This is a genomic window from Hoeflea sp. (assembly GCF_984452065.1).
The window spans coordinates 31,925-49,489 of record NZ_CFHWAF010000012.1 but is presented as its reverse complement, the minus strand read 5'-3'; the positions used below and the strand labels follow the sequence as shown (position 1 = coordinate 49,489).

The window sequence follows — 17,565 nt, the reverse complement described above, 5'->3', positions numbered from 1 at the left end:
TGAACGGGCCGGGCGATTTTGCCCTCTGACTGCGTTGGCTCGCGCTTGTGGTGGGGATACACCACGGCGCGCAGCCCGCCTTGTCAGTGACCAAAATCGCCGCGGTCAAATGATCCAATTTAAACCAGATTTGCTCTAGCCGATGGCCGCCACCATCCTCCTGTGCGCCGGAGGGACCGGCGGACATCTGTTCCCGGCCGAGGCCCTGGGGCATGAATTGCGCGCCCGGGGCTTTGCCGTTCATCTTGCCACGGACAAGCGGGCGGAGCGGTTTTCGGGAGCGTTTCCCGCCGATGACATCCATATCATTCCTTCGGCGACAATCACGTCCAAGAACCCGGTTGCCCTGGCAAAAACCGGGTTCAGGCTGTTTCGCGGCCTGCGCCGGTCCGGCCGCCTGCTTTCACGGCTCAGACCTGCCGCCGTCGTCGGGTTCGGTGGTTATCCGACCCTGCCGCCGCTCATGGCGGCCAGCCGCCGCCGTATTGCGAGCGTCATTCATGAACAGAATGCGGTCATGGGCCGGGCCAACCGGTTCCTGGCGCCGCGTGTCGATGTCATTGCCGGCGGTTTCCTGCCGGAGGGTGAAGGCTCCTTCGCAGACAAGATCGTTGCGACCGGCAATCCGGTGAGGCCGGATGTCCTGAAAGCCGCGGAAAAAGCCTACAAGGCGCCGACGAGTGAAGAGGCTTTTCACCTGCTGGTTTTCGGTGGCAGCCAGGGCGCTCGTTTCTTCTCGCAAATCCTGCCCGAAGCGCTGGTGCGTGTGCCGGAGGCGTTGAGGAACCGGTTGCGTGTGACACAGCAGGCCCGGCCGGAGGATCGCGGAACCGTCGAACGGTTTTGCGAGGACAATCTGGTCAACGCCGAGATTTCTCCGTTTTTCAACGATATGGCGGGCCGTATCGCGCAGGCGCATCTGGTGATCAGCCGGTCGGGCGCATCGACGGTGTCGGAGCTTTCGGTTATCGGGCGGCCGTCCATTCTGGTACCGTTTCCTCACGCCCTCGACCACGATCAGGCGGCGAATGCGGCGGCGCTGCAGGAAAAGGGCGGTGCGCAGGTGATCCGGCAGTCCGAGCTTTCCGCCGAGAAACTGGCATCGCTGCTGACGGCATTCATGGAGCAGCCGCATCTTCTGGAGGAGATGGCGAAACGGGCAAAATCAGCGGGCAAGCCGGACGCCGCCAGCTTGCTTGGGGACCTTGTAGAAGATATTGCGGGTGGCAGGTCCCCTCAGCAGAAACGGAGCGCGCAGCAATGAAAATGCCGCAGAATATCGGCCTTGTCCATTTCGTCGGTATCGGCGGCATCGGCATGAGCGGTATTGCCGAAATGCTGCACAATCTGGGGCACAGCGTTCAGGGTTCCGACATATCCGATAACGCCAATGTTCAAAGACTGCGCGGCAAGGGGATTGCCGTATCGGTCGGCCATGCGGCGGACAATCTGGGTGAAGCGGAGGTGCTGGTGGTTTCCACGGCCATTCGCAAGGACAATCCCGAACTGATTGTCGCCCGCGAGCGGGGCATTCCGATCGTTCGGCGTGCCGAAATGCTGGCGGAACTCATGCGGTTCAGAAATGCCGTGGCGATCGGCGGGACGCACGGGAAGACGACAACCACATCGATGGTGGCTGCCCTGCTCGATGCCGGCGGACTTGATCCGACGGTGATCAATGGCGGGATTATCAACGCCTACGGCACCAATGCCCATATGGGCAGCGGGGATTGGATGGTCGTGGAGGCCGATGAATCGGACGGCACTTTCCTGAAACTGCCGGCCGACGTCGCCGTTGTCACCAATATCGATCCGGAGCATCTCGATCACTACGGCACGTTCGACACCGTTCGCGAGGCCTTCGCGCAGTTTGTCGAGAACGTGCCGTTTTACGGATTTGGCGTCATGTGTGTCGACCATCCGGAGGTTCAGGCTCTGGTCGGGCGCATCGACGACCGGCGGGTCGTCACCTATGGCGAGAATCCTCAGGCGGACATTCGCTTCTCCAATCATCGCATGGAGGGCGCGACCTCCCTGTTCGATATCGCCATCCGGCACCGGAAAACCGGGGAAATCACGCACCTCGACGATCTGCGCCTGCCCATGCCGGGGCGCTACAACGTCTCCAACGCGACGGCGGCCATTGCCGTGGCCCATGAGCTCGGTCTTGGTCCGGAAGCGATCGCCAAAGGACTTGCGGCGTTCGGCGGCGTGAAGCGGCGCTTTACCCATGTGGGAAGCTGGAAAGGGGTGGATGTGTTTGACGACTACGCCCATCACCCCGTCGAAATCCGGTCGGTCCTGTCGGCCGCCCGCGATGCCTGTTCCGGCCGCGTGATCGCGGTGGCGCAGCCGCACCGCTATACCAGGCTCGCAAGCCTGTTCGATGAGTTCGCGGCCTGTTTCAACGATGCGGACATCGTTGTTATCGCGCCGGTTTTTTCCGCCGGAGAGGATCCGATCGATGGCGCCAGTTCCGAGGAGCTTGTGCACCGGATACGGGCCGGCGGACACAGGGATGCCCGAACGCTCACCGGTCCGGAGGAATTGGCGTCGACCGTAGCGTCGGTGGCGCAAAAGGACGATTTTGTGGTGTGTCTCGGGGCCGGCAGCATAACCGGCTGGGCCGGTTCGCTCTCGACCCAGCTCGAAGCGCTTGACGGAAACGGATCATGAGCGATCGGACAAACCTTCTGGAGACGATGCCGGAGGTCTTTGAGGGCCTCAAAGGAAAGGCGACGGCGAACGCTCCCATGGCCGGCGTGACCTGGTTCAGGGTCGGCGGTCCCGCGGACGTCATGGTCCAGCCGGCCGATGCGGACGACCTGCAGGCGTTTTTGAAAAGACTGCCGGAGGACGTGCCGCTTCTGGTGGTGGGTGTCGGCTCCAACCTGCTTGTCCGCGACGGCGGTGTGCCCGGTGTCGTGGTCAGGCTGTCAGCCAGGGGGTTCGGCGAAATCAGGCAGGTTTCCGACATACGCATCGAAGCCGGGGCCGCGTGCCTCGACAAGCGGCTTGCGGCGGCAGCGCATCTGGCCGGCATAGGCGGTTTCCATTTCTATCACGGAATTCCGGGCGGGCTGGGTGGCGCCTTGCGCATGAATGCCGGGGCCAACGGCACGGAGACGCGCGCGCGCGTCGTGGAGGTTCATGCCCTTGACCGCCGCGGCGAAAAACACGTCCTGAGCAATGAAGAGATGGGCTATGATTACCGCCACAGCAGCGCGCCGGGCGATCTGATCTTCACCCATGCGGTCCTGGAGGGCTACCGGGAGGACAGCGACGCGATCAAGACCGCCATGGACGAGGTCCAGCATCATCGCGAGGCCGTGCAGCCGATCCGCGAGAAGACCGGGGGATCGACCTTCAAGAACCCGCCGGGCACGTCGGCCTGGAAGGAAATCGACGCCGCCGGATGCCGCGGCATGATGGTCGGCGCGGCGCAGATGTCTCCGATGCACTGCAATTTCATGATCAACACCGGCAATGCGACGGCCTATGATCTGGAAACCCTCGGCGAAACGGTGAGAGCGCGCGTGCTCGAACATTCCGGCATCAGGCTGGAATGGGAAATCAAGCGTCTGGGAATATTCCGCGAGGGCCAGATGGTTCAGGAGTTTCTCGGCCGGATGCTTTAGCCGTGAGCTTTACAGACAGCAGAACAGATAATGGCATGTCTGTGCTGCGGGGTCTTATATTCCATTGTGGATGGCGGTGACGGTTGAGCCGGAATGGCTCGATACACGGATAAGCTGAAACTAATGTCTGGCGGCAATTTCACCGGCCTTGTCAGGCCAGTTGCTTCTCCCGTGTGGTGGATTTGTTGCTGAAATCATTATTAATCTGACGCGACCGGGGACCTGTCCGCGTGACTGGGCGGGTATCGGTAAGTCACCACCGGGAAGGACGTCAGGATGCTTATCCGCCATCTTCACTACTTCATTACGCTGGCTCGTCAGGAACATTTCGCGCGCGCCGCGGATCTGTGCAATGTCACTCAACCGACGCTGTCTTCGGCACTGCGCAAGTTGGAGGACGATTTTGGGTTCCGGCTGGTCGAAAGGGACCGTCATTTTGTCGGGCTGACGCCGGAAGGCAAACGAGTCCTTGCCTGGGCGCAGCGGATCGTTTCGGACTTTGAGAGTCTGAAGCATGATATGTCGAACAAGGCTGAAGACCTGACGGGGAGCCTGCACATTGGTGTTATCCCCGCCGCGATGCCTATAACGGGGCACCTTACGGAATTATTTTTTGGCGTTCATCCTTTCGCGAAGATAGAAATTGAATCCATGAGTTCCCGCCAGATTCAATCCGGACTGGACAGCCTGGAGCTGCACGGGGGATTGACTTACCTCGACAACGAACCACTTCAGCGCATCAACTACATACCCCTTTACAAAGAGCAATATGTTGCAATCTCCAGAACTGGGTATTTTACCGATGACAAACCATTGACCTGGAAACAATTGGAACAGGAGCCGCTTTGTCTTCTGGGGCCGCAGATGCAAAACCGGCGGATTCTTGACCAGGCGGCTGAGCGAAACGGTGTAAAATTGACCCCGCGTGTCGCGGCGAACTCCTATCTTACCATCCTAGCACACCTGCTGCGTGGGGGCTGGGTCAGTATCATTCCCAGCACACTGACCGGCCTTTATGGACTTGAAGGTCATTTCGAACTTCGCGAGATCGCTGACAACGCAAAGTCGCAAGCCATCGGCCTCGTCGTGCCCGACCGGCGGCCCATGGCAAAGATGACCCATGCGCTATTTTCTGCCATCTTGAAATCCGATCTGGCAGCGACACTGGCCCGGTTTGAGCTTCCGCCTGATAAAAATAATTTATCAGGCTCCTGATACATTCAATTGGACCGCCCGGCACCGCTGTGAAATATCGGGCCCATCAGCGATTTAGGCTCCCGAAAATGAGATTGGGCGGGCGCCCGAACGTTGCCGACTAACCTGCAAGCCAACCGACACCCAGCCGGTTTGACGCCTGTGTCCCCTGACGCGGGCGGCTCGGGTCGTTGTGTCTTTCAAGTGGAGAAATCGAATATGGCAAAAGTGGTATGTGTTCTGTACGACGATCCGGAGGACGGTTACCCGCAATCCTATGCGCGTGACACGATTCCCGAGATCAAGTCCTATCCTGACGGCCAGACGGCCCCGACTCCCAGAGCCACCGACTTCAAGCCGGGTGAATTGCTGGGCAGCGTTAGCGGCGAACTTGGCCTGCGCAACTATCTTGAATCCAACGGCCACTCGCTTGTGGTCACCACCAGCAAGGATGGTCCCGATTCGGTTCTCGAAAGAGAGCTTGTTGACGCCGAGATCGTCATCTCGCAGCCCTTCTGGCCAGCTTACATTACGGCGGAAAGAATGCAGAAGGCACCGAACTTGAAGCTGGCTATTACGGCAGGTATTGGATCGGATCATGTGGATCTTGAAGCTGCGATCAAACATGATGTGACCGTCGCCGAGGTCACGTTTTCAAACTCAATAAGCGTGTCTGAACACGTGGTCATGCAGATCCTCAGCCTGGTTCGCAACTATATACCTTCCTACAACTGGGCCACCAAGGGAGGCTGGAACATCGCCGATTGCATCTCGCGATCTTATGATCTCGAAGGCATGCATGTCGGCACCGTCGCCGCCGGTCGGATCGGTCTGGCTGTGCTTAAGCGGCTGAAACCGTTTGAGGTGCATTTGCATTACTTTGATCGCCACCGGCTTCCCCTGGATGTCGAGAAGGAACTCAATCTGACTTGGCATGAATCTGTCGAAGACATGGTCAGCGTGTGCGATGTCGTAACAATCAATTGCCCGCTGCATCCCGAAACGGAGCATCTCTTCAATGCCGACATGCTGTCGAAGATGAAACGCGGCAGCTATATCGTCAACACGGCGCGTGGAAAAATCTGCGATCGCCAGGCTATTGTCGATGCCCTCGAAAGCGGTCATCTGGCCGGTTATGCAGGCGATGTCTGGTTCCCGCAGCCGCCGGAGCGGGATCATCCATGGCGCACCATGCCCAACCACGGCATGACACCGCACATATCCGGCACGTCGCTTTCTGCTCAGGCGCGGTATGCGGCCGGCGTGCGAGAAATTCTCGAATGCTGGTGTGACGGCCGTCCGATCCGCGACGAATACCTGATCGTAAACGGCGGAAAGCTGGCCGGTGTAGGCGCTAAGTCCTACAGCGAAGGCAATGCAACCGGCGGGTCTGAAGTGGCTGCGGAGTATTCCGCCGCCTAGAGTATCGGGCGACCATATTGAACCATTTGATGATCCAAATCAGGTCGCTCGGTAAGGCGCGTCGCGCGGCGTGATGTGCATCGGGCGAACGATGGGCCGATTTTCCCCACCCTGCAAAGGAAAGAAGATGTTGAAACACAAAGGTGAATGGGCCGGGCGATTTTGGCTACTGGCGTCGTTGGCTCGCGCTTGTGGTGGGATAGCACCACGGCGCGCGACCCGCCTGGCCAGAGACCAAATCGCCGCGGTCAAATGACCAAACCTGACCTCGTCTCGCTAGTGCGTCGACGACTGCGACAGCGTGTTGAGCACCAGAACGCCGGCCAGGATCAGACCGATGCCGATAATCGCCGGAAGATCAAGTGATTGCTGGAATACGACATAGCCGATGATGGATATGATGACGATGCCGGCGCCGGACCAGACGGCGTAGGCGACGCCAACGGGGATGGTCCGCAGCGCCAGAGACAGAAAATAGAATGCAACGGCAAAACCCAGCGCCGTGATCAGGGACGGCCCGAGGCGGGTGAAGCTCTCGGATGCCTTCAACGCCGATGTGCCGATCACTTCTCCGACGATCGCTATAAAAAGGAATACCCAGTTCATCTGCACCTCTTGCCACAATCATTAAGGCCGCCCGCGGCGGTCCCGGTTTCAGAACTTCAGTCAGTCTAGCAGCGATTGGTATGTCTGGATATTCCGGTAATGGCCGTTTTTTCTGGACCGTTCGCCGATTAATGTCTGCTTTCGATATTTGCCCGGCGGCATGCCGGCCGCAGGCGGGAGATTGAAGATGAGCGAGTTGGTCCGAGATGCCGTGAAGCCGAGCGTTTGTCCACTGGACTGTCCGGACACGTGCTCCCTGTCGGTCTCGGTCGAGGCGGGCCGGATTGCCGCCATTCACGGCTCAAAGGTCAATGCATTTACCGATGGGGTGATCTGCAACAAGGTCGCCCGCTCTTACCCCGAATTCGTGCACGGTCCCGGCCGCCTGACACAGCCGCTGCGGCGTGTCGGCGCACGCGGGCAGGGGCGCTTTGAACCGGTCTCATGGGACGCGGCGCTGGACCTTGTTCACGATGCCTTCAGCCGGGCGATCGCGCAATACGGTCCGCAATCGGTCATGCCGTTCAACTATGCCGGACCGCATGGCGAACTGGCGGGCGGCTCGATGGACCGGCGCTTCTTCCACAAGCTCGGCGCGACGCTGTTGAACCGCGGACCGCTTTGCGGTGCGGTTCGCGGAACGGCCTATACCAGCCTTTACGGCGCGGCTCCCGGCATGCCGCCGGAACAGGCCCGCCGGTCCGATCTCGTCGTCATATGGGGAAACAACGTCACGGTATCCAATCTCCATATGATGCGGGTTCTCAAAGATGCCGGCAAAAACGGCGTGCGCCTCATTGTTATCGATCCCAAGCGGACGAAGATTGCCGAAAGGGCCGATCTCTTTGTGCAGATCAAGCCGGGCAGCGACGTGGTTTTCGCCATGGCGGCGGCGGCGGAACTGGAGCGGCGAGGGGCTCTCGACCTTGCCTTTATCGATCAATGGACCGTCGGTTTCGACGCCTATATGGAACAGGCGCGCCGCTACGGCGTCAGCGACGTCGAGGAGATATGCGGGCTGCCGGCGGAAACGTTCATGACGTTCGTCGAGCTTTATGCGGGTGCCGAGAATGTCGCCGCGTCCTTCGGCAACGGCATTGAACGCGGCCGCAGCGGCGGCTCGGGCCTGCGCGCCGGCATGGCCCTGCAGGCGCTGACCGGCAATCACGGCCGGCCGGGCGCCGGCGTTATCGCAAAACCCGGGCTCGCTGCTCCGAAAACGACGGACAGGCTCCAGCGTCCCGATCTCGTGCCGGAGGGAACCCGTACCTTCAACATCGTGGATGTGGCGCAAAAGCTGCTGGACGATGCGCTTGATCCGCCGGTCATGGCGACGATGATCTACAACCACAATCCGGTCTGCACACACCCGGATCAGAAGACGCTGATCAAGGCGTTGCACAGGGAGGATCTGTTTATCGCCGGTTGCGATGTGGTGATGACTGACAGCATGGCGTTTGCCGATGTCATCCTTCCGGCCGCAAGCCATTTCGAGTTCGACGACGTCTACGGCGCCTATGGTCAGAACTACGTCCAACGCGCGGCGCCGGTCATTTCCCGCGTCGGCGAAAGCCTGCCGAACACGGAAATCTTCCGCAGGCTTGCGGCCCGGTTCGGATTTGACGATCCGATGTTCAGGGAGGACGACGTGACGTTGATGGATGCGGCGTTTGATGGTTCCGATAAGCGTCTTCAGGGTTTTTCGCCCGGCACGATCCCGCTCGACCGGGCGCTCGCCATGGCGGCCGAGGACGGATCGGAGCCGGTCATGTGCAAGACGGTGCTCCCGGCCACGGCCTCCGGGCGCATCGAACTCTTCTCCAAAGATCTTGAGGAACGCTTCGGCTACGGTGTGCCCCGCTATGAGACGATTGAGCGGGATCTTCCGCTCGTTCTCATATCGCCCTCTTCGGACAAGAGGACCAATGCGACGTTTGGCGGGTGTGCGGCGTCCGACGGGCCGGAAATCGTCGAGATGCATCCGCGCGATGCGGCCGCTCGGGGATTGAAATCCGGCGAGCAGGTCATGGTTTATAATGCGCGCGGGGAGGTCACGCTCGAACTGGTTGTCACTGATACGGTGAGATCTGGTGTCCTTTACAGCCCCAAGGGCACATGGCTGAAGACAAGCGCGACCGGAAACACGGTGAATGCCCTGATCCCGTCGCATATCCGGACCGATATCGAGGATGGCGCCTGCTACAATGAGACCTTTGTCGATATCCGGCGGCTGGCGTAGGGGTGGCGGTGATGCTGACCGATGACATGAGGGAACTGATACGGAACCATTCCGCCGGAATGGTGGCCACCGTCAACGAAGACGGAACACCGTCGGTCTCACCCAAGGCGACCTTTGTGATCATCGACGATCAGACGCTCGCCTTCGGTAATTTACGGTCTCCGGGCACGCTTGCCAATCTTCGCAGGCATCCGGCGGTCGAAGTGTGCTTTATCGATGTTCTGACCCGGAAGGCGCTGCGTGTGACCGGCACCGGCTCGATCATCTCGAAATCGAAGGCCAGCGCCGCGATGCTGGCCGCCTTTGACAGCGTTTGGGGGGACTATCTGCCGCTGATGACGGCATTTGTCTCGATTTCGATCAGCGATGCCGAAGTGATCCTGTCGCCGGCCTATGATGTCGGCCACACGCAAGCCGCTCTGAAAGCCGCAAATCTCGACAAGCTGAACGCGCTTTAGACCGGCCGTGGGCCGGGTTGGCGTTGCTTCATGGCCTGGCTGAGCGAGCTTTTCGCTGTGCCGGATGGGTCGAAATTGTCCGGGCTGAGCCAGGTCGCGATCAGTTCGCGAACCTCTGGCCATTCGTCGTCCAGGATCGAGTACCACGCGGTATCGCGGTTCATTCCCTTGAAGATCAGATTGTTGTGGCAGATGCCCTCGAACCGGAAGCCGAGTCGGCGCGCGGCGTTGCGCGGGTTCTCGTTGAGCGCGTTGCAGCGCCATTGCATGCGGCGATAGCCGAGATCATCCATGGCCTGGCACAAAAGCAGGAAGAGCGCCTCGGTCGCGGCACGGGTGCGGCGCAGTTGCGGCGAGAACCAGATATGACCGATCTCGATCACGCCGTCCTGCGGATGAATATCCAGAAAGCTTGCCTGACCACAGACCTTGGCTGCTTCATGCGGCCGGATTGCGTAAAAGATCGTGTCGAGGCTCGCGGATTGTTGCCGTAAGGCCGTCCTGTAGGACCCGAGATCCGGCCAGGGGCCGTATCGCATATAGTCCTAGATGCGCAGGGCTTCTTCGTCGCTGTGGCCGGCTTCGAACAACTCCTTTGCGTGACGGTCCGGATCCAGCGGCTCAAGCGTGACGTGCCCGCCCGAAATCGTCAGGCGCGGCGGCGCCAGCGCCGGGGGCGGCACATCGACCCTGGCGCCCGACAGCGCGCGCGGGAAGATCTCTTCGTACAATGGGTTTGCGGCCATATCTCGGTCTTCGCGTGGACGGCTTGTATCGGGTGTCCTGTTTATGCGAGAATTGAGCTGTAAAAAAACTCCAATAGTCCGCAAAATGAACAAACCAATCACAACCGGGTCCGGATCTTCAGCGTCGGTGACGGTCGATCGCTCGATCAGCACACCGATCTTCCAGCAGGTCTATGAAGGACTTCGCGCCCGCATTGTTGAAGGCGCGTTCGAGGCAAGCGGCCATTTGCCTCCGACCCGGGCGCTGGCCGTGGAACTGGGCGTTTCCCGATCGACCGTCGTCACGGCCTATGACCAGTTGGTCGCCGAAGGCTATATCGAGGGCCGGCAGGGGGCCGGTTTTGCGGTCTGTCATATGGGAGAGGTGGAGTTCGCGGGCAGGCAGAAGCCCGTCAAGGCGGCGTCAAGCGGGCAAAAGCGGCGCGGACCGCGGCCGTTCGACCCCGGTGTGCCCGATATGCGGCATTTCCCCTATCGGCAATGGGCGCGATGTGTGGCGCGCGTTGCCCGCAACGAAGCCGAGGCCCTGGTGACGCCGGACGATGCTTTCGGCGACCGGCGACTGCGGGAAGCGGTGTGTGGACACGTCCTGCAATGGCGGGGCGTGAACGCCGTTCCGGAGCAGGTGCTGGTTACCGCCGGATCGGGCGATGCGCTGGAACTGTGCATTCGCACGCTGGCACGCCGCGGCGACTGGATCGGGCTGGAAGATCCCGGTTATCCCCAGATCCGCAACTTTGTCGTCAGCCTCGGCATGCAATCGCTGTGGTTGCCGGTGGATCAGGAGGGAGCTGAACTGCCGCCATCGGACGGCCCCCGCAAGCCGGAGCTCGTTGTGCTGACACCATCGCAGCAATATCCGCTTGGCGGAGCGATGACACAGGCGCGCCGCCTTGCTTTCCTGCAGTGGTCCACGCAGGCCGGCTCCTGGATCATAGAGGACGATTACGACAGCGAGTTCCGCTATGCCGGACGCCCCATCCCGGCGCTCGCCGGGTTCGATCAGGAGGATCGAACGATATATGCCGGGAGCTTTTCCAAGATATTTTCCAACAACTTGCGCATTGGATATCTTGTAATACCTGAAGTTCTGATCGAGCGTTTCACTCGGACCCTCCATCGTTTCGGCGGCAAGGCCTCGATCATGCCGCAGCGGGCGCTGGCGGTGTTCTTCGAGGATGGTGAATTCTACCGTCATCTGAGGCGCGTCAGGCGTGTCTATTCGGAGCGCCGGCGCGTCCTGATCGATCTGCTTTCAGGGCGGCTGGGGCCGTCGGTGACGATCGAGGACCATCAGGCCGGCATGCAGTTCGTTGTCGGACTGCCGAAGCACTGCGACGACGTCGCTCTGTCGCATGCTGCAAGGGAAAAAGGGCTATCGGTTGCGCCCTTGTCCGATTTTTATGCAGGGGCGCCGGTGCGAAAAGGGCTCGTTCTCGGGTTTTGCGCGTTCACGCCGCAGGAGCTCGAGGCGGGGGCCGATACGCTCGTGCCGCTTGTTGAGCGTTTTTGCGGCAACCAAGGGTAAACGGCTTGTCTGTGGTCCGGGCTGGTGATGTCCTGTGGATATGCGGTGCGTTGCAAAATTTGACTTTACGGAAAGTGTACTGAGTGAGCGGGCTTTCGGGGTCGCGGCGCGTCCCGTTCCGGGTTTTCCTCACAATTTTCGTTAACGCGGTACCGCTCATTTTGATCCCTCCTGTCTCAATCTGCCCCCAATTCGTGGCTGCAGTGACCGCATTGCTGAACTGCGTAAGCATTTCGAGTTCGGGTAACACGGGTTTAAGGGCGGAATTTTATGGAAATCAGTTATGCAACTCATACGGCCTGGTCCAATCCCGGTTCGTTTCGGCACCGGCTTGACGAATTGCCGTCGACGCCGCGGGACCTTGCCGATGTTTTTGAAAACTTCATGATCCACCACGACGTCGCGCGCCTCCTGTCCGAGGCAAACCCGCGTTATGCCGATTCTGATCGCGCGTTGAGAACCGTGGAACGGCTGCTCGGCGCGGCGTTTGCCCGCGACCGTCGTACGCTTCTGGCGCGGCGGGACATACCGGCATATCTCAACGTGACCTCCAGGGATTTTGCGCTGATCGCGACAAGTGTCCTGCGGTCGAACGGCATCGAGGCCCGGGTCAGGGTCGGATTTGCCAACTATTTTCGGGTGGATCATTGGGAAGACCACTGGCTCTGTGAGTACCGGACGGGCGATGAGTGGCGGCTGCTCGATGCGCAACTGGGCTGTCGCGCAAGACAGGCCCTTGGCATCGGGTTCGCCGTTCACGACGTGCCGCGCGACCGGTTCCTGTCCGCAAGTCAGCTCTGGCTTGCCATCCGCTCAGGCAACATCAAGGCGGCCAATTGCGGCCGCTATCACAATCGCGCGCGTGGCGCATGGCTGCCGGCCGTGAACCTCTTCAAGGACGTCGCGGCCCTTTGCGGCGTGGAAGCGCTGCCGTCGGACTATTGGGGACCGGCCGTCGAATTCAGCCGCAACAGGGCCGTCTCGGTAAAGGCTTATGAGGAGCTTGACCTGCTTGCGGGCGCGTTCGACGATGTTCCGCAATCCCCGTGGGAGGCACGGGCGCGTGTCGCGCGCTATCCCTGGGCAAACCCTTTTGACGCCCGCGCCGCGAATGATGATCGCGCCGCGGGGCGGGGCTGGACCATCAAACTCCCGACCCTGCGCCGGATGACGGTCCCGCAGATCGGATCGGCGACGGCGAATAACGTCTGACGGAGCGAGGCGCTCGAAGAAGTATATGTGATGTATTGGTCACGTAACGGAATTTTGAAGTGCCATTTTATTGTATGAAACCTTCCTATTTGGTAGCCAAAAACAAGGTTTGCCATGATGGGGGTGACAATGAATATCGTCATGAAGACGAGCGCTCGAGCGAACGGCAATGTCGCTGCGGGGCCTTTACGTTCGGTTTCGATCGCAGCAATGTGCCTGTTCGGGATCTCTGCGGTCTCAGTGCAGGCGGCCGATCCCGCAGGGCTTCCGTCTCGTGACTTCGCCGCTGTCTTTGAGGTCAATGCCTGGGGCGGCTATCTGTGGCGCGGAGGCGATGCGATCAATTCATCCGCGGGCCCGCCCGACGAAATCGAGGATTTTCCACTTGCTGGCGGTGGGGCGATGTTCGCGGCGCCGGTTTTCAATGATTGGTTGGTTCAATTGGAATTCGACGGTGAGGGTGCGTTTGACAATGACGACGTAAACGGCGTGCCCGCCGACGATACCTATTCCGGCGGCTACACCGGCGGCGGCCATCTCGCGTTCTCACAAGACAATTTTCTGATCGGCGCCTTTGCCGGCGCCGGTGAGACGTTCTTCCATGAAATCTCGGCGGATCATGACGTGACGCAGTGGTTGGCAGGTGGTCAAGCCCGCTACCTCAACGAACGCGTGTCGGTTGCGTTTCAAGCCGGTTACTTCGATACCCACGCCGACAGCGGCAACATGGAGACGCTCAGCGACGCATTTTTCATTCGGGCTATCGGGCAGGTTTTCTTCAACAACGGTGAGACCATGCTCGAAGGAAGCGTTGCCTATGCCGACGGCACGCAGGATGAGGACGACACTCCGTCGAACCCCACGGATATGTGGGCCTGGGAGATCGTCCTCGAGCACCCGCTTGCCATGCTGTCCAGCCAAAACAGGGCCGCTACGGTGTTTGTTTCATACGAGGGGACTCAGGTAAATGAGCAAAGCACCACAGGCCGCACCGACAGCCTCTTGGATCAGGGCATTTATGCCGGCCTGAAATTCCGGTTCGGTGCACCGCAAAGTCTCCATGCGCGTGAAGTGAACACAGCACCGGGAATGCCGAAGCTGCATCGTTGGCTGGGATCTGTGCCGGCCGTCGACTGACCTGTCCGGTCAAACCAGCTGAAAAATCGCCCTTTGCAGTAAAATCTGTTGCGAAGGGCGCAACTCTCTGATTCTACTGGCCTTGGAGTTTTCCGTATTTGAGTCGATTTCATCCCGTACAGATCGGGCGGTAGAGGCGCGACTCAAGTCAAATACGGGACGGCAACCAGGGCCAGGGGACAGCGATGGACAAGAAACACGTAGCCATGCTGATGGGCGGGTTCTCGTCGGAACGGCCCGTCAGCCTCTCCTCGGGCGGGGCCTGCGCGGATGCGCTGGAGGAAGCTGGTTACCGAGTGACACGGGTCGATGTCGGGCGTGACGTTGCATCCGTCCTCAGCGAATTGCGGCCGGATGTGGCTTTCAACGCCCTGCACGGGCCATTCGGTGAGGACGGCACGATCCAGGGCATTCTCGAATATCTGGAAATTCCCTACACCCATTCCGGTGTGATGGCCTCGGCGCTTGCCATGCACAAGCAGCAGGCCAAGCGGATTGCCGCCTCCGTCGGCATCCCGGTCGCCGATGAACGGGTGATGCACCGTCTGGAAATCGAACTCATCCATCCGATGGATCCGCCCTATGTCGTCAAGCCGGTCTCCGAAGGGTCCAGTTTCGGCGTGGTCATCGTCATGGAAGATCATCCGCATCCGCCGCAAAGCCTGGGCTCCGACGACTGGCCCTATGGCGACCATGTCATGGTCGAGCGATTCGTTCACGGGCGTGAACTGACCTGCGCGGTGATGGGTGACGAGGCCCTCGGCGTCACCGAAATTTTCCCGGTCGGCCAAAGCTTCTACGATTATGAATCAAAATATGTGAAAGGCGGTTCAAAACACGAGTATCCGGCGAGAATTTTACCAAATATTTACCAAAGGATACAGAAACTGTCTGTGATGGCGCACCAAGCTCTCGGGTGTCGCGGCGTAAGCCGTTCCGATTTCAGATATGACGACCGTTTTTCCGAAGACGGCGAGTTGATCTGGTTGGAGGTGAATACGCAGCCCGGCATGACTCCGACATCCTTGGTGCCCGAACTCGCGGAACTCGCCGGGTACAGTTTTGGCGAACTGCTGACCTGGATGGTGGAGGACGCTTCTTGTATGCGTTGAAGAACAGGTGGGTTAAGAAACGGCAGGCAGCTGCAGACCGCTTTGACGGCGGCGCGGCGGAGGCTTCCGTTGTCCTGCCGCGCATCCTGAGGCGGCCGATGCGCCTGTTTGCCGGCCTGATCGACGGCCACATCGTTATCCCGCCGCATACCGGAACCATGGCCGCTGCCGCGCTGTTTGCCATGACCGGCCTTTACGGCGTTGTGGAGGGCGGACACCTTCGCGCCCTCGCCGAGAGCACAACGTCCGCGGCGGGATTCGCCATTGACGGCATCAACGTATCCGGAAATGTCGAGACGTCGCCGATCGATGTGATCCAGCAGCTGGGGCTCGACGGACATACCTCACTCATCACACTCGACGTCGCTTCCGCAAGGAAAGCGATCATGGCATTGCCCTGGGTCCTCGACGCGGATGTCCGCAAGGAATATCCGGATGTCATCGAAATCAAGCTTGCCGAGCGGCGCGCGTTCGCCATCTGGCAGCATGGCCGGGAACTGTCGATCATCGATCGCGGCGGCAATGTGATCGGACCGCTTGCCGGCGAACGGTTCATGCAGCTTCCGCTCTATGTCGGCCTTGGCGCTGAAGCGAATGCAGGCGATTTTGATCTCGTGCTCGACAGCTGGCCTGAACTGAAAGACCGCATCCGCGCCCATATCAGGGTTGCGGACAGGCGTTGGGACATCCGGCTGGACAACGGCGTGACTGTGCAACTGCCCGAGGAAGGCACGCAGTCCGCTCTGGCAAAGCTGCGGCGGATGGATATCGAGCAGGACCTGCTTGCCCGCGATATCCGCTCCGTCGATCTCAGGCTGGATGACCGCGTGACCATCGGATTGACCGAGGGCGCGGTGTCGCGCCGGCAAAATGCCCTGGAAGCGCGCGAGCGGTTGCTGAAGAAGGGGCGCAATTCATGAACGTCTTCCGTTCAGCCTCCTTTTCGGTTCCCTGTCTCAGAGCGCTTCCGGCGAAACGGCCCAGTGTCGTCACGGTCCTTGATATCGGCTCGACGAAGGTTGTCTGCCTGATCGGCCGGCTGGAGCCGCGCGAGGAATCGCGATTGCTGCCCGGACGCACCCATGACGTCGAGATCATCGGTGTCGGGCATCACAAGTCGCGCGGGGTGAAGGCCGGCGTCATCGCCGATCTCGATGCCGTGGAAAGCTCCGTGCGGATGGCCGTCCACACGGCCGAGAAGCGTGCCGGACTGCAAGTGGAATCGCTGATCGTCAACGTCTCCGCCGGACGGCTTCACAGCGATCATTACTCCGCGGAAATCGATCTCGGCGGCCATGAGGTCGAGCGTTCGGACCTGCGCAAGGTGCTTTCGGCGGCAGCGGCGCAGATCGACAATCCGGACCGGGCGATCCTGCATTCGCTGCCGACCGGTTTCAGTCTGGACGGCGAACGCGGCATACGCGATGCGCGCGGCATGTATGGCGACCGTCTGGGCGTCAATATGCACGTGCTGACAGCCGAGCAGGCGCCGCTGCGCAATCTGGAGCTTTGCGTGAACCGGGCTCACCTGACGGTTGAGGCGATGGTCGCAACGCCCTATGCAAGCGGACTTTCCGCGCTTGTCGACGACGAAGCCGAGATCGGCTGTGCGTGTATCGATATGGGTGGCGGCACGACGACGATTTCCGTCTTCACGGAGGGCCGGATGGTGAACGCGGATGCCATTGCGCTCGGCGGACATCACGTCACCATGGACCTGGCACGCGGACTTTCGACTCGGCTTGAAGACGCGGAGAGGCTGAAGGTCGTCCACGGATCGGCCTTGCCGATGAGCGGTGACGAAAACGACACGATATCCGTTCCGTCGATCGGCGACGGGGATAGCGAATTGCCGGCACAGATGCCGAAGGCGCTGATCGGACGCATCGTCCGGGCGAGGGTGGAAGAGACACTGGAAATGATCCGTGACCGCATTCAGCGGTCCGGCTATGCGTCGCTGGTCGGGCGGCGCATCGTACTGACGGGCGGCGCAAGCCAGCTGACCGGCATAGCGGATGCCGCGCGGCGGATCCTTGCCCGGAACGTGCGCATCGGCCGGCCTCTTGGCGTCGCCGGATTGCCGGCGGCGGCAAAGGGACCGGCATTTTCCACCGCTGTGGGCCTGATGATCTATCCGCAGATCGCCGCGTTGGAGAGCCGCGGCGCCGATCGGGCCGGCATTTACAGGGCAATCGGCGGGGGTGGACGCTTTGCCCGCGTGGGACAGTGGCTGAAAGAGAGCTTTTGAAATTGAGTTGGCCGACGCGGCAGGC

Annotated in this window: 16 protein-coding genes; 13 read left to right on the top strand and 3 right to left on the bottom strand. The window is 60.5% G+C overall.

The features are described 5' to 3' along the window. Positions 1–142 precede the first annotated feature (142 nt). The 5 genes from murG to AC5E6N_RS04310 all read left to right on the top strand — a co-directional run bounded on the left by murG (position 143) and on the right by AC5E6N_RS04310 (position 6,254). Positions 143–1,264 (top strand): undecaprenyldiphospho-muramoylpentapeptide beta-N-acetylglucosaminyltransferase, encoded by a 1,122-nt coding sequence (gene murG, locus AC5E6N_RS04330; protein WP_491746661.1) that lies wholly within the window; start codon positions 143–145, stop codon positions 1,262–1,264. After that, positions 1,261–2,676, top strand: a complete 1,416-nt coding sequence (gene murC / locus AC5E6N_RS04325; protein WP_491746660.1) for a UDP-N-acetylmuramate--L-alanine ligase — start codon at positions 1,261–1,263, stop codon at positions 2,674–2,676. The genes murG and murC overlap by 4 nt, the downstream gene beginning before the upstream one ends. A gap of 26 nt (positions 2,677–2,702) precedes the next feature. Continuing rightward, the gene (murB, locus tag AC5E6N_RS04320; RefSeq protein ID WP_491746663.1) at positions 2,703–3,638 is read left to right on the top strand and encodes a UDP-N-acetylmuramate dehydrogenase; all 936 of its coding nucleotides are present in this window, start codon (positions 2,703–2,705) and stop codon (positions 3,636–3,638) included. A gap of 276 nt (positions 3,639–3,914) precedes the next feature. Further along, positions 3,915–4,853 carry a LysR family transcriptional regulator gene (locus tag AC5E6N_RS04315; protein ID WP_491746659.1) on the top strand — a complete coding sequence of 313 codons (939 nt, stop codon included), beginning with the start codon at positions 3,915–3,917 and terminating at the stop codon, positions 4,851–4,853. A 198-nt stretch (positions 4,854–5,051) separates the two neighbouring features. After that, positions 5,052–6,254: an NAD-dependent formate dehydrogenase gene (locus AC5E6N_RS04310; RefSeq protein ID WP_491746662.1), complete on the top strand. Its 1,203-nt coding sequence runs from the start codon at positions 5,052–5,054 to the stop codon at positions 6,252–6,254. 276 nt (positions 6,255–6,530) lie between these two features. On the opposite strand, the gene AC5E6N_RS04305 is transcribed toward AC5E6N_RS04310, so the two are convergent. Then, positions 6,531–6,860, bottom strand: coding sequence for a DMT family transporter (locus tag AC5E6N_RS04305; protein WP_491691158.1), 330 nt, complete (start codon positions 6,858–6,860; stop codon positions 6,531–6,533). A gap of 187 nt (positions 6,861–7,047) precedes the next feature. Between AC5E6N_RS04305 and AC5E6N_RS04300 the strand changes: the two genes are divergently transcribed. Both AC5E6N_RS04300 and AC5E6N_RS04295 read left to right on the top strand, forming a co-directional pair. Beyond that, positions 7,048–9,099, top strand: a complete 2,052-nt coding sequence (locus tag AC5E6N_RS04300) for a molybdopterin-dependent oxidoreductase (protein ID WP_491746658.1) — start codon at positions 7,048–7,050, stop codon at positions 9,097–9,099. 11 nt (positions 9,100–9,110) lie between these two features. Further along, complete coding sequence (locus tag AC5E6N_RS04295; protein ID WP_491746657.1) at positions 9,111–9,557, top strand: pyridoxamine 5'-phosphate oxidase family protein; 447 nt, start codon at positions 9,111–9,113, stop codon at positions 9,555–9,557. On the opposite strand, the gene AC5E6N_RS04290 is transcribed toward AC5E6N_RS04295, so the two are convergent. Together AC5E6N_RS04290 and AC5E6N_RS04285 are read right to left on the bottom strand one after the other, a co-directional pair. After that, a complete protein-coding gene (locus tag AC5E6N_RS04290; RefSeq protein WP_491746656.1) occupies positions 9,554–10,096 on the bottom strand; it encodes a GNAT family N-acetyltransferase in 543 nt (180 codons plus the stop codon). The genes AC5E6N_RS04295 and AC5E6N_RS04290 overlap by 4 nt on opposite strands. Before the next feature lie 6 nt (positions 10,097–10,102). Further along, complete coding sequence (locus AC5E6N_RS04285; RefSeq protein ID WP_491746655.1) at positions 10,103–10,303, bottom strand: hypothetical protein; 201 nt, start codon at positions 10,301–10,303, stop codon at positions 10,103–10,105. 127 nt (positions 10,304–10,430) lie between these two features. Here AC5E6N_RS04285 and pdxR point away from each other — a divergent pair, with 127 nt between their 5' ends. The 6 genes from pdxR to ftsA all read left to right on the top strand — a co-directional run bounded on the left by pdxR (position 10,431) and on the right by ftsA (position 17,540). Next, positions 10,431–11,831, top strand: coding sequence for a MocR-like pyridoxine biosynthesis transcription factor PdxR (gene pdxR, locus AC5E6N_RS04280; RefSeq protein ID WP_491746654.1), 1,401 nt, complete (start codon positions 10,431–10,433; stop codon positions 11,829–11,831). A gap of 270 nt (positions 11,832–12,101) precedes the next feature. Beyond that, positions 12,102–13,043 (top strand): transglutaminase-like domain-containing protein, encoded by a 942-nt coding sequence (locus AC5E6N_RS04275; protein ID WP_491746653.1) that lies wholly within the window; start codon positions 12,102–12,104, stop codon positions 13,041–13,043. 129 nt (positions 13,044–13,172) lie between these two features. Beyond that, complete coding sequence (locus tag AC5E6N_RS04270; protein ID WP_491746652.1) at positions 13,173–14,180, top strand: hypothetical protein; 1,008 nt, start codon at positions 13,173–13,175, stop codon at positions 14,178–14,180. A gap of 185 nt (positions 14,181–14,365) precedes the next feature. After that, a complete protein-coding gene (locus tag AC5E6N_RS04265; RefSeq protein WP_491746651.1) occupies positions 14,366–15,292 on the top strand; it encodes a D-alanine--D-alanine ligase in 927 nt (308 codons plus the stop codon). Further along, positions 15,280–16,212 (top strand): cell division protein FtsQ/DivIB, encoded by a 933-nt coding sequence (locus AC5E6N_RS04260; protein ID WP_491746650.1) that lies wholly within the window; start codon positions 15,280–15,282, stop codon positions 16,210–16,212. The genes AC5E6N_RS04265 and AC5E6N_RS04260 overlap by 13 nt, the downstream gene beginning before the upstream one ends. Continuing rightward, the gene (gene ftsA, locus AC5E6N_RS04255; RefSeq protein WP_491746649.1) at positions 16,209–17,540 is read left to right on the top strand and encodes a cell division protein FtsA; all 1,332 of its coding nucleotides are present in this window, start codon (positions 16,209–16,211) and stop codon (positions 17,538–17,540) included. The genes AC5E6N_RS04260 and ftsA overlap by 4 nt, the downstream gene beginning before the upstream one ends. The last annotated feature ends 25 nt before the right edge of the window (positions 17,541–17,565 follow it).

Excerpts from the sequence above, each read along its gene's own strand:
- murG (WP_491746661.1), top strand. The coding sequence starts at position 143 with ATGGCCGCCACCATCCTCCTGTGCGCCGGAGGGACCGGCGGACATCTG.
- murC (WP_491746660.1), top strand. The coding sequence starts at position 1,261 with ATGAAAATGCCGCAGAATATCGGCCTTGTCCATTTCGTCGGTATCGGC.
- murB (WP_491746663.1), top strand. The coding sequence starts at position 2,703 with ATGCCGGAGGTCTTTGAGGGCCTCAAAGGAAAGGCGACGGCGAACGCT.
- AC5E6N_RS04315 (WP_491746659.1), top strand. The coding sequence starts at position 3,915 with ATGCTTATCCGCCATCTTCACTACTTCATTACGCTGGCTCGTCAGGAA.
- AC5E6N_RS04310 (WP_491746662.1), top strand. The coding sequence starts at position 5,052 with ATGGCAAAAGTGGTATGTGTTCTGTACGACGATCCGGAGGACGGTTAC.
- AC5E6N_RS04305 (WP_491691158.1), bottom strand. The coding sequence starts at position 6,860 with ATGAACTGGGTATTCCTTTTTATAGCGATCGTCGGAGAAGTGATCGGC.
- AC5E6N_RS04300 (WP_491746658.1), top strand. The coding sequence starts at position 7,048 with ATGAGCGAGTTGGTCCGAGATGCCGTGAAGCCGAGCGTTTGTCCACTG.
- AC5E6N_RS04295 (WP_491746657.1), top strand. The coding sequence starts at position 9,111 with ATGCTGACCGATGACATGAGGGAACTGATACGGAACCATTCCGCCGGA.
- AC5E6N_RS04290 (WP_491746656.1), bottom strand. The coding sequence starts at position 10,096 with ATGCGATACGGCCCCTGGCCGGATCTCGGGTCCTACAGGACGGCCTTA.
- AC5E6N_RS04285 (WP_491746655.1), bottom strand. The coding sequence starts at position 10,303 with ATGGCCGCAAACCCATTGTACGAAGAGATCTTCCCGCGCGCGCTGTCG.
- AC5E6N_RS04275 (WP_491746653.1), top strand. The coding sequence starts at position 12,102 with ATGGAAATCAGTTATGCAACTCATACGGCCTGGTCCAATCCCGGTTCG.
- AC5E6N_RS04270 (WP_491746652.1), top strand. The coding sequence starts at position 13,173 with ATGAATATCGTCATGAAGACGAGCGCTCGAGCGAACGGCAATGTCGCT.
- AC5E6N_RS04265 (WP_491746651.1), top strand. The coding sequence starts at position 14,366 with ATGGACAAGAAACACGTAGCCATGCTGATGGGCGGGTTCTCGTCGGAA.
- ftsA (WP_491746649.1), top strand. The coding sequence starts at position 16,209 with ATGAACGTCTTCCGTTCAGCCTCCTTTTCGGTTCCCTGTCTCAGAGCG.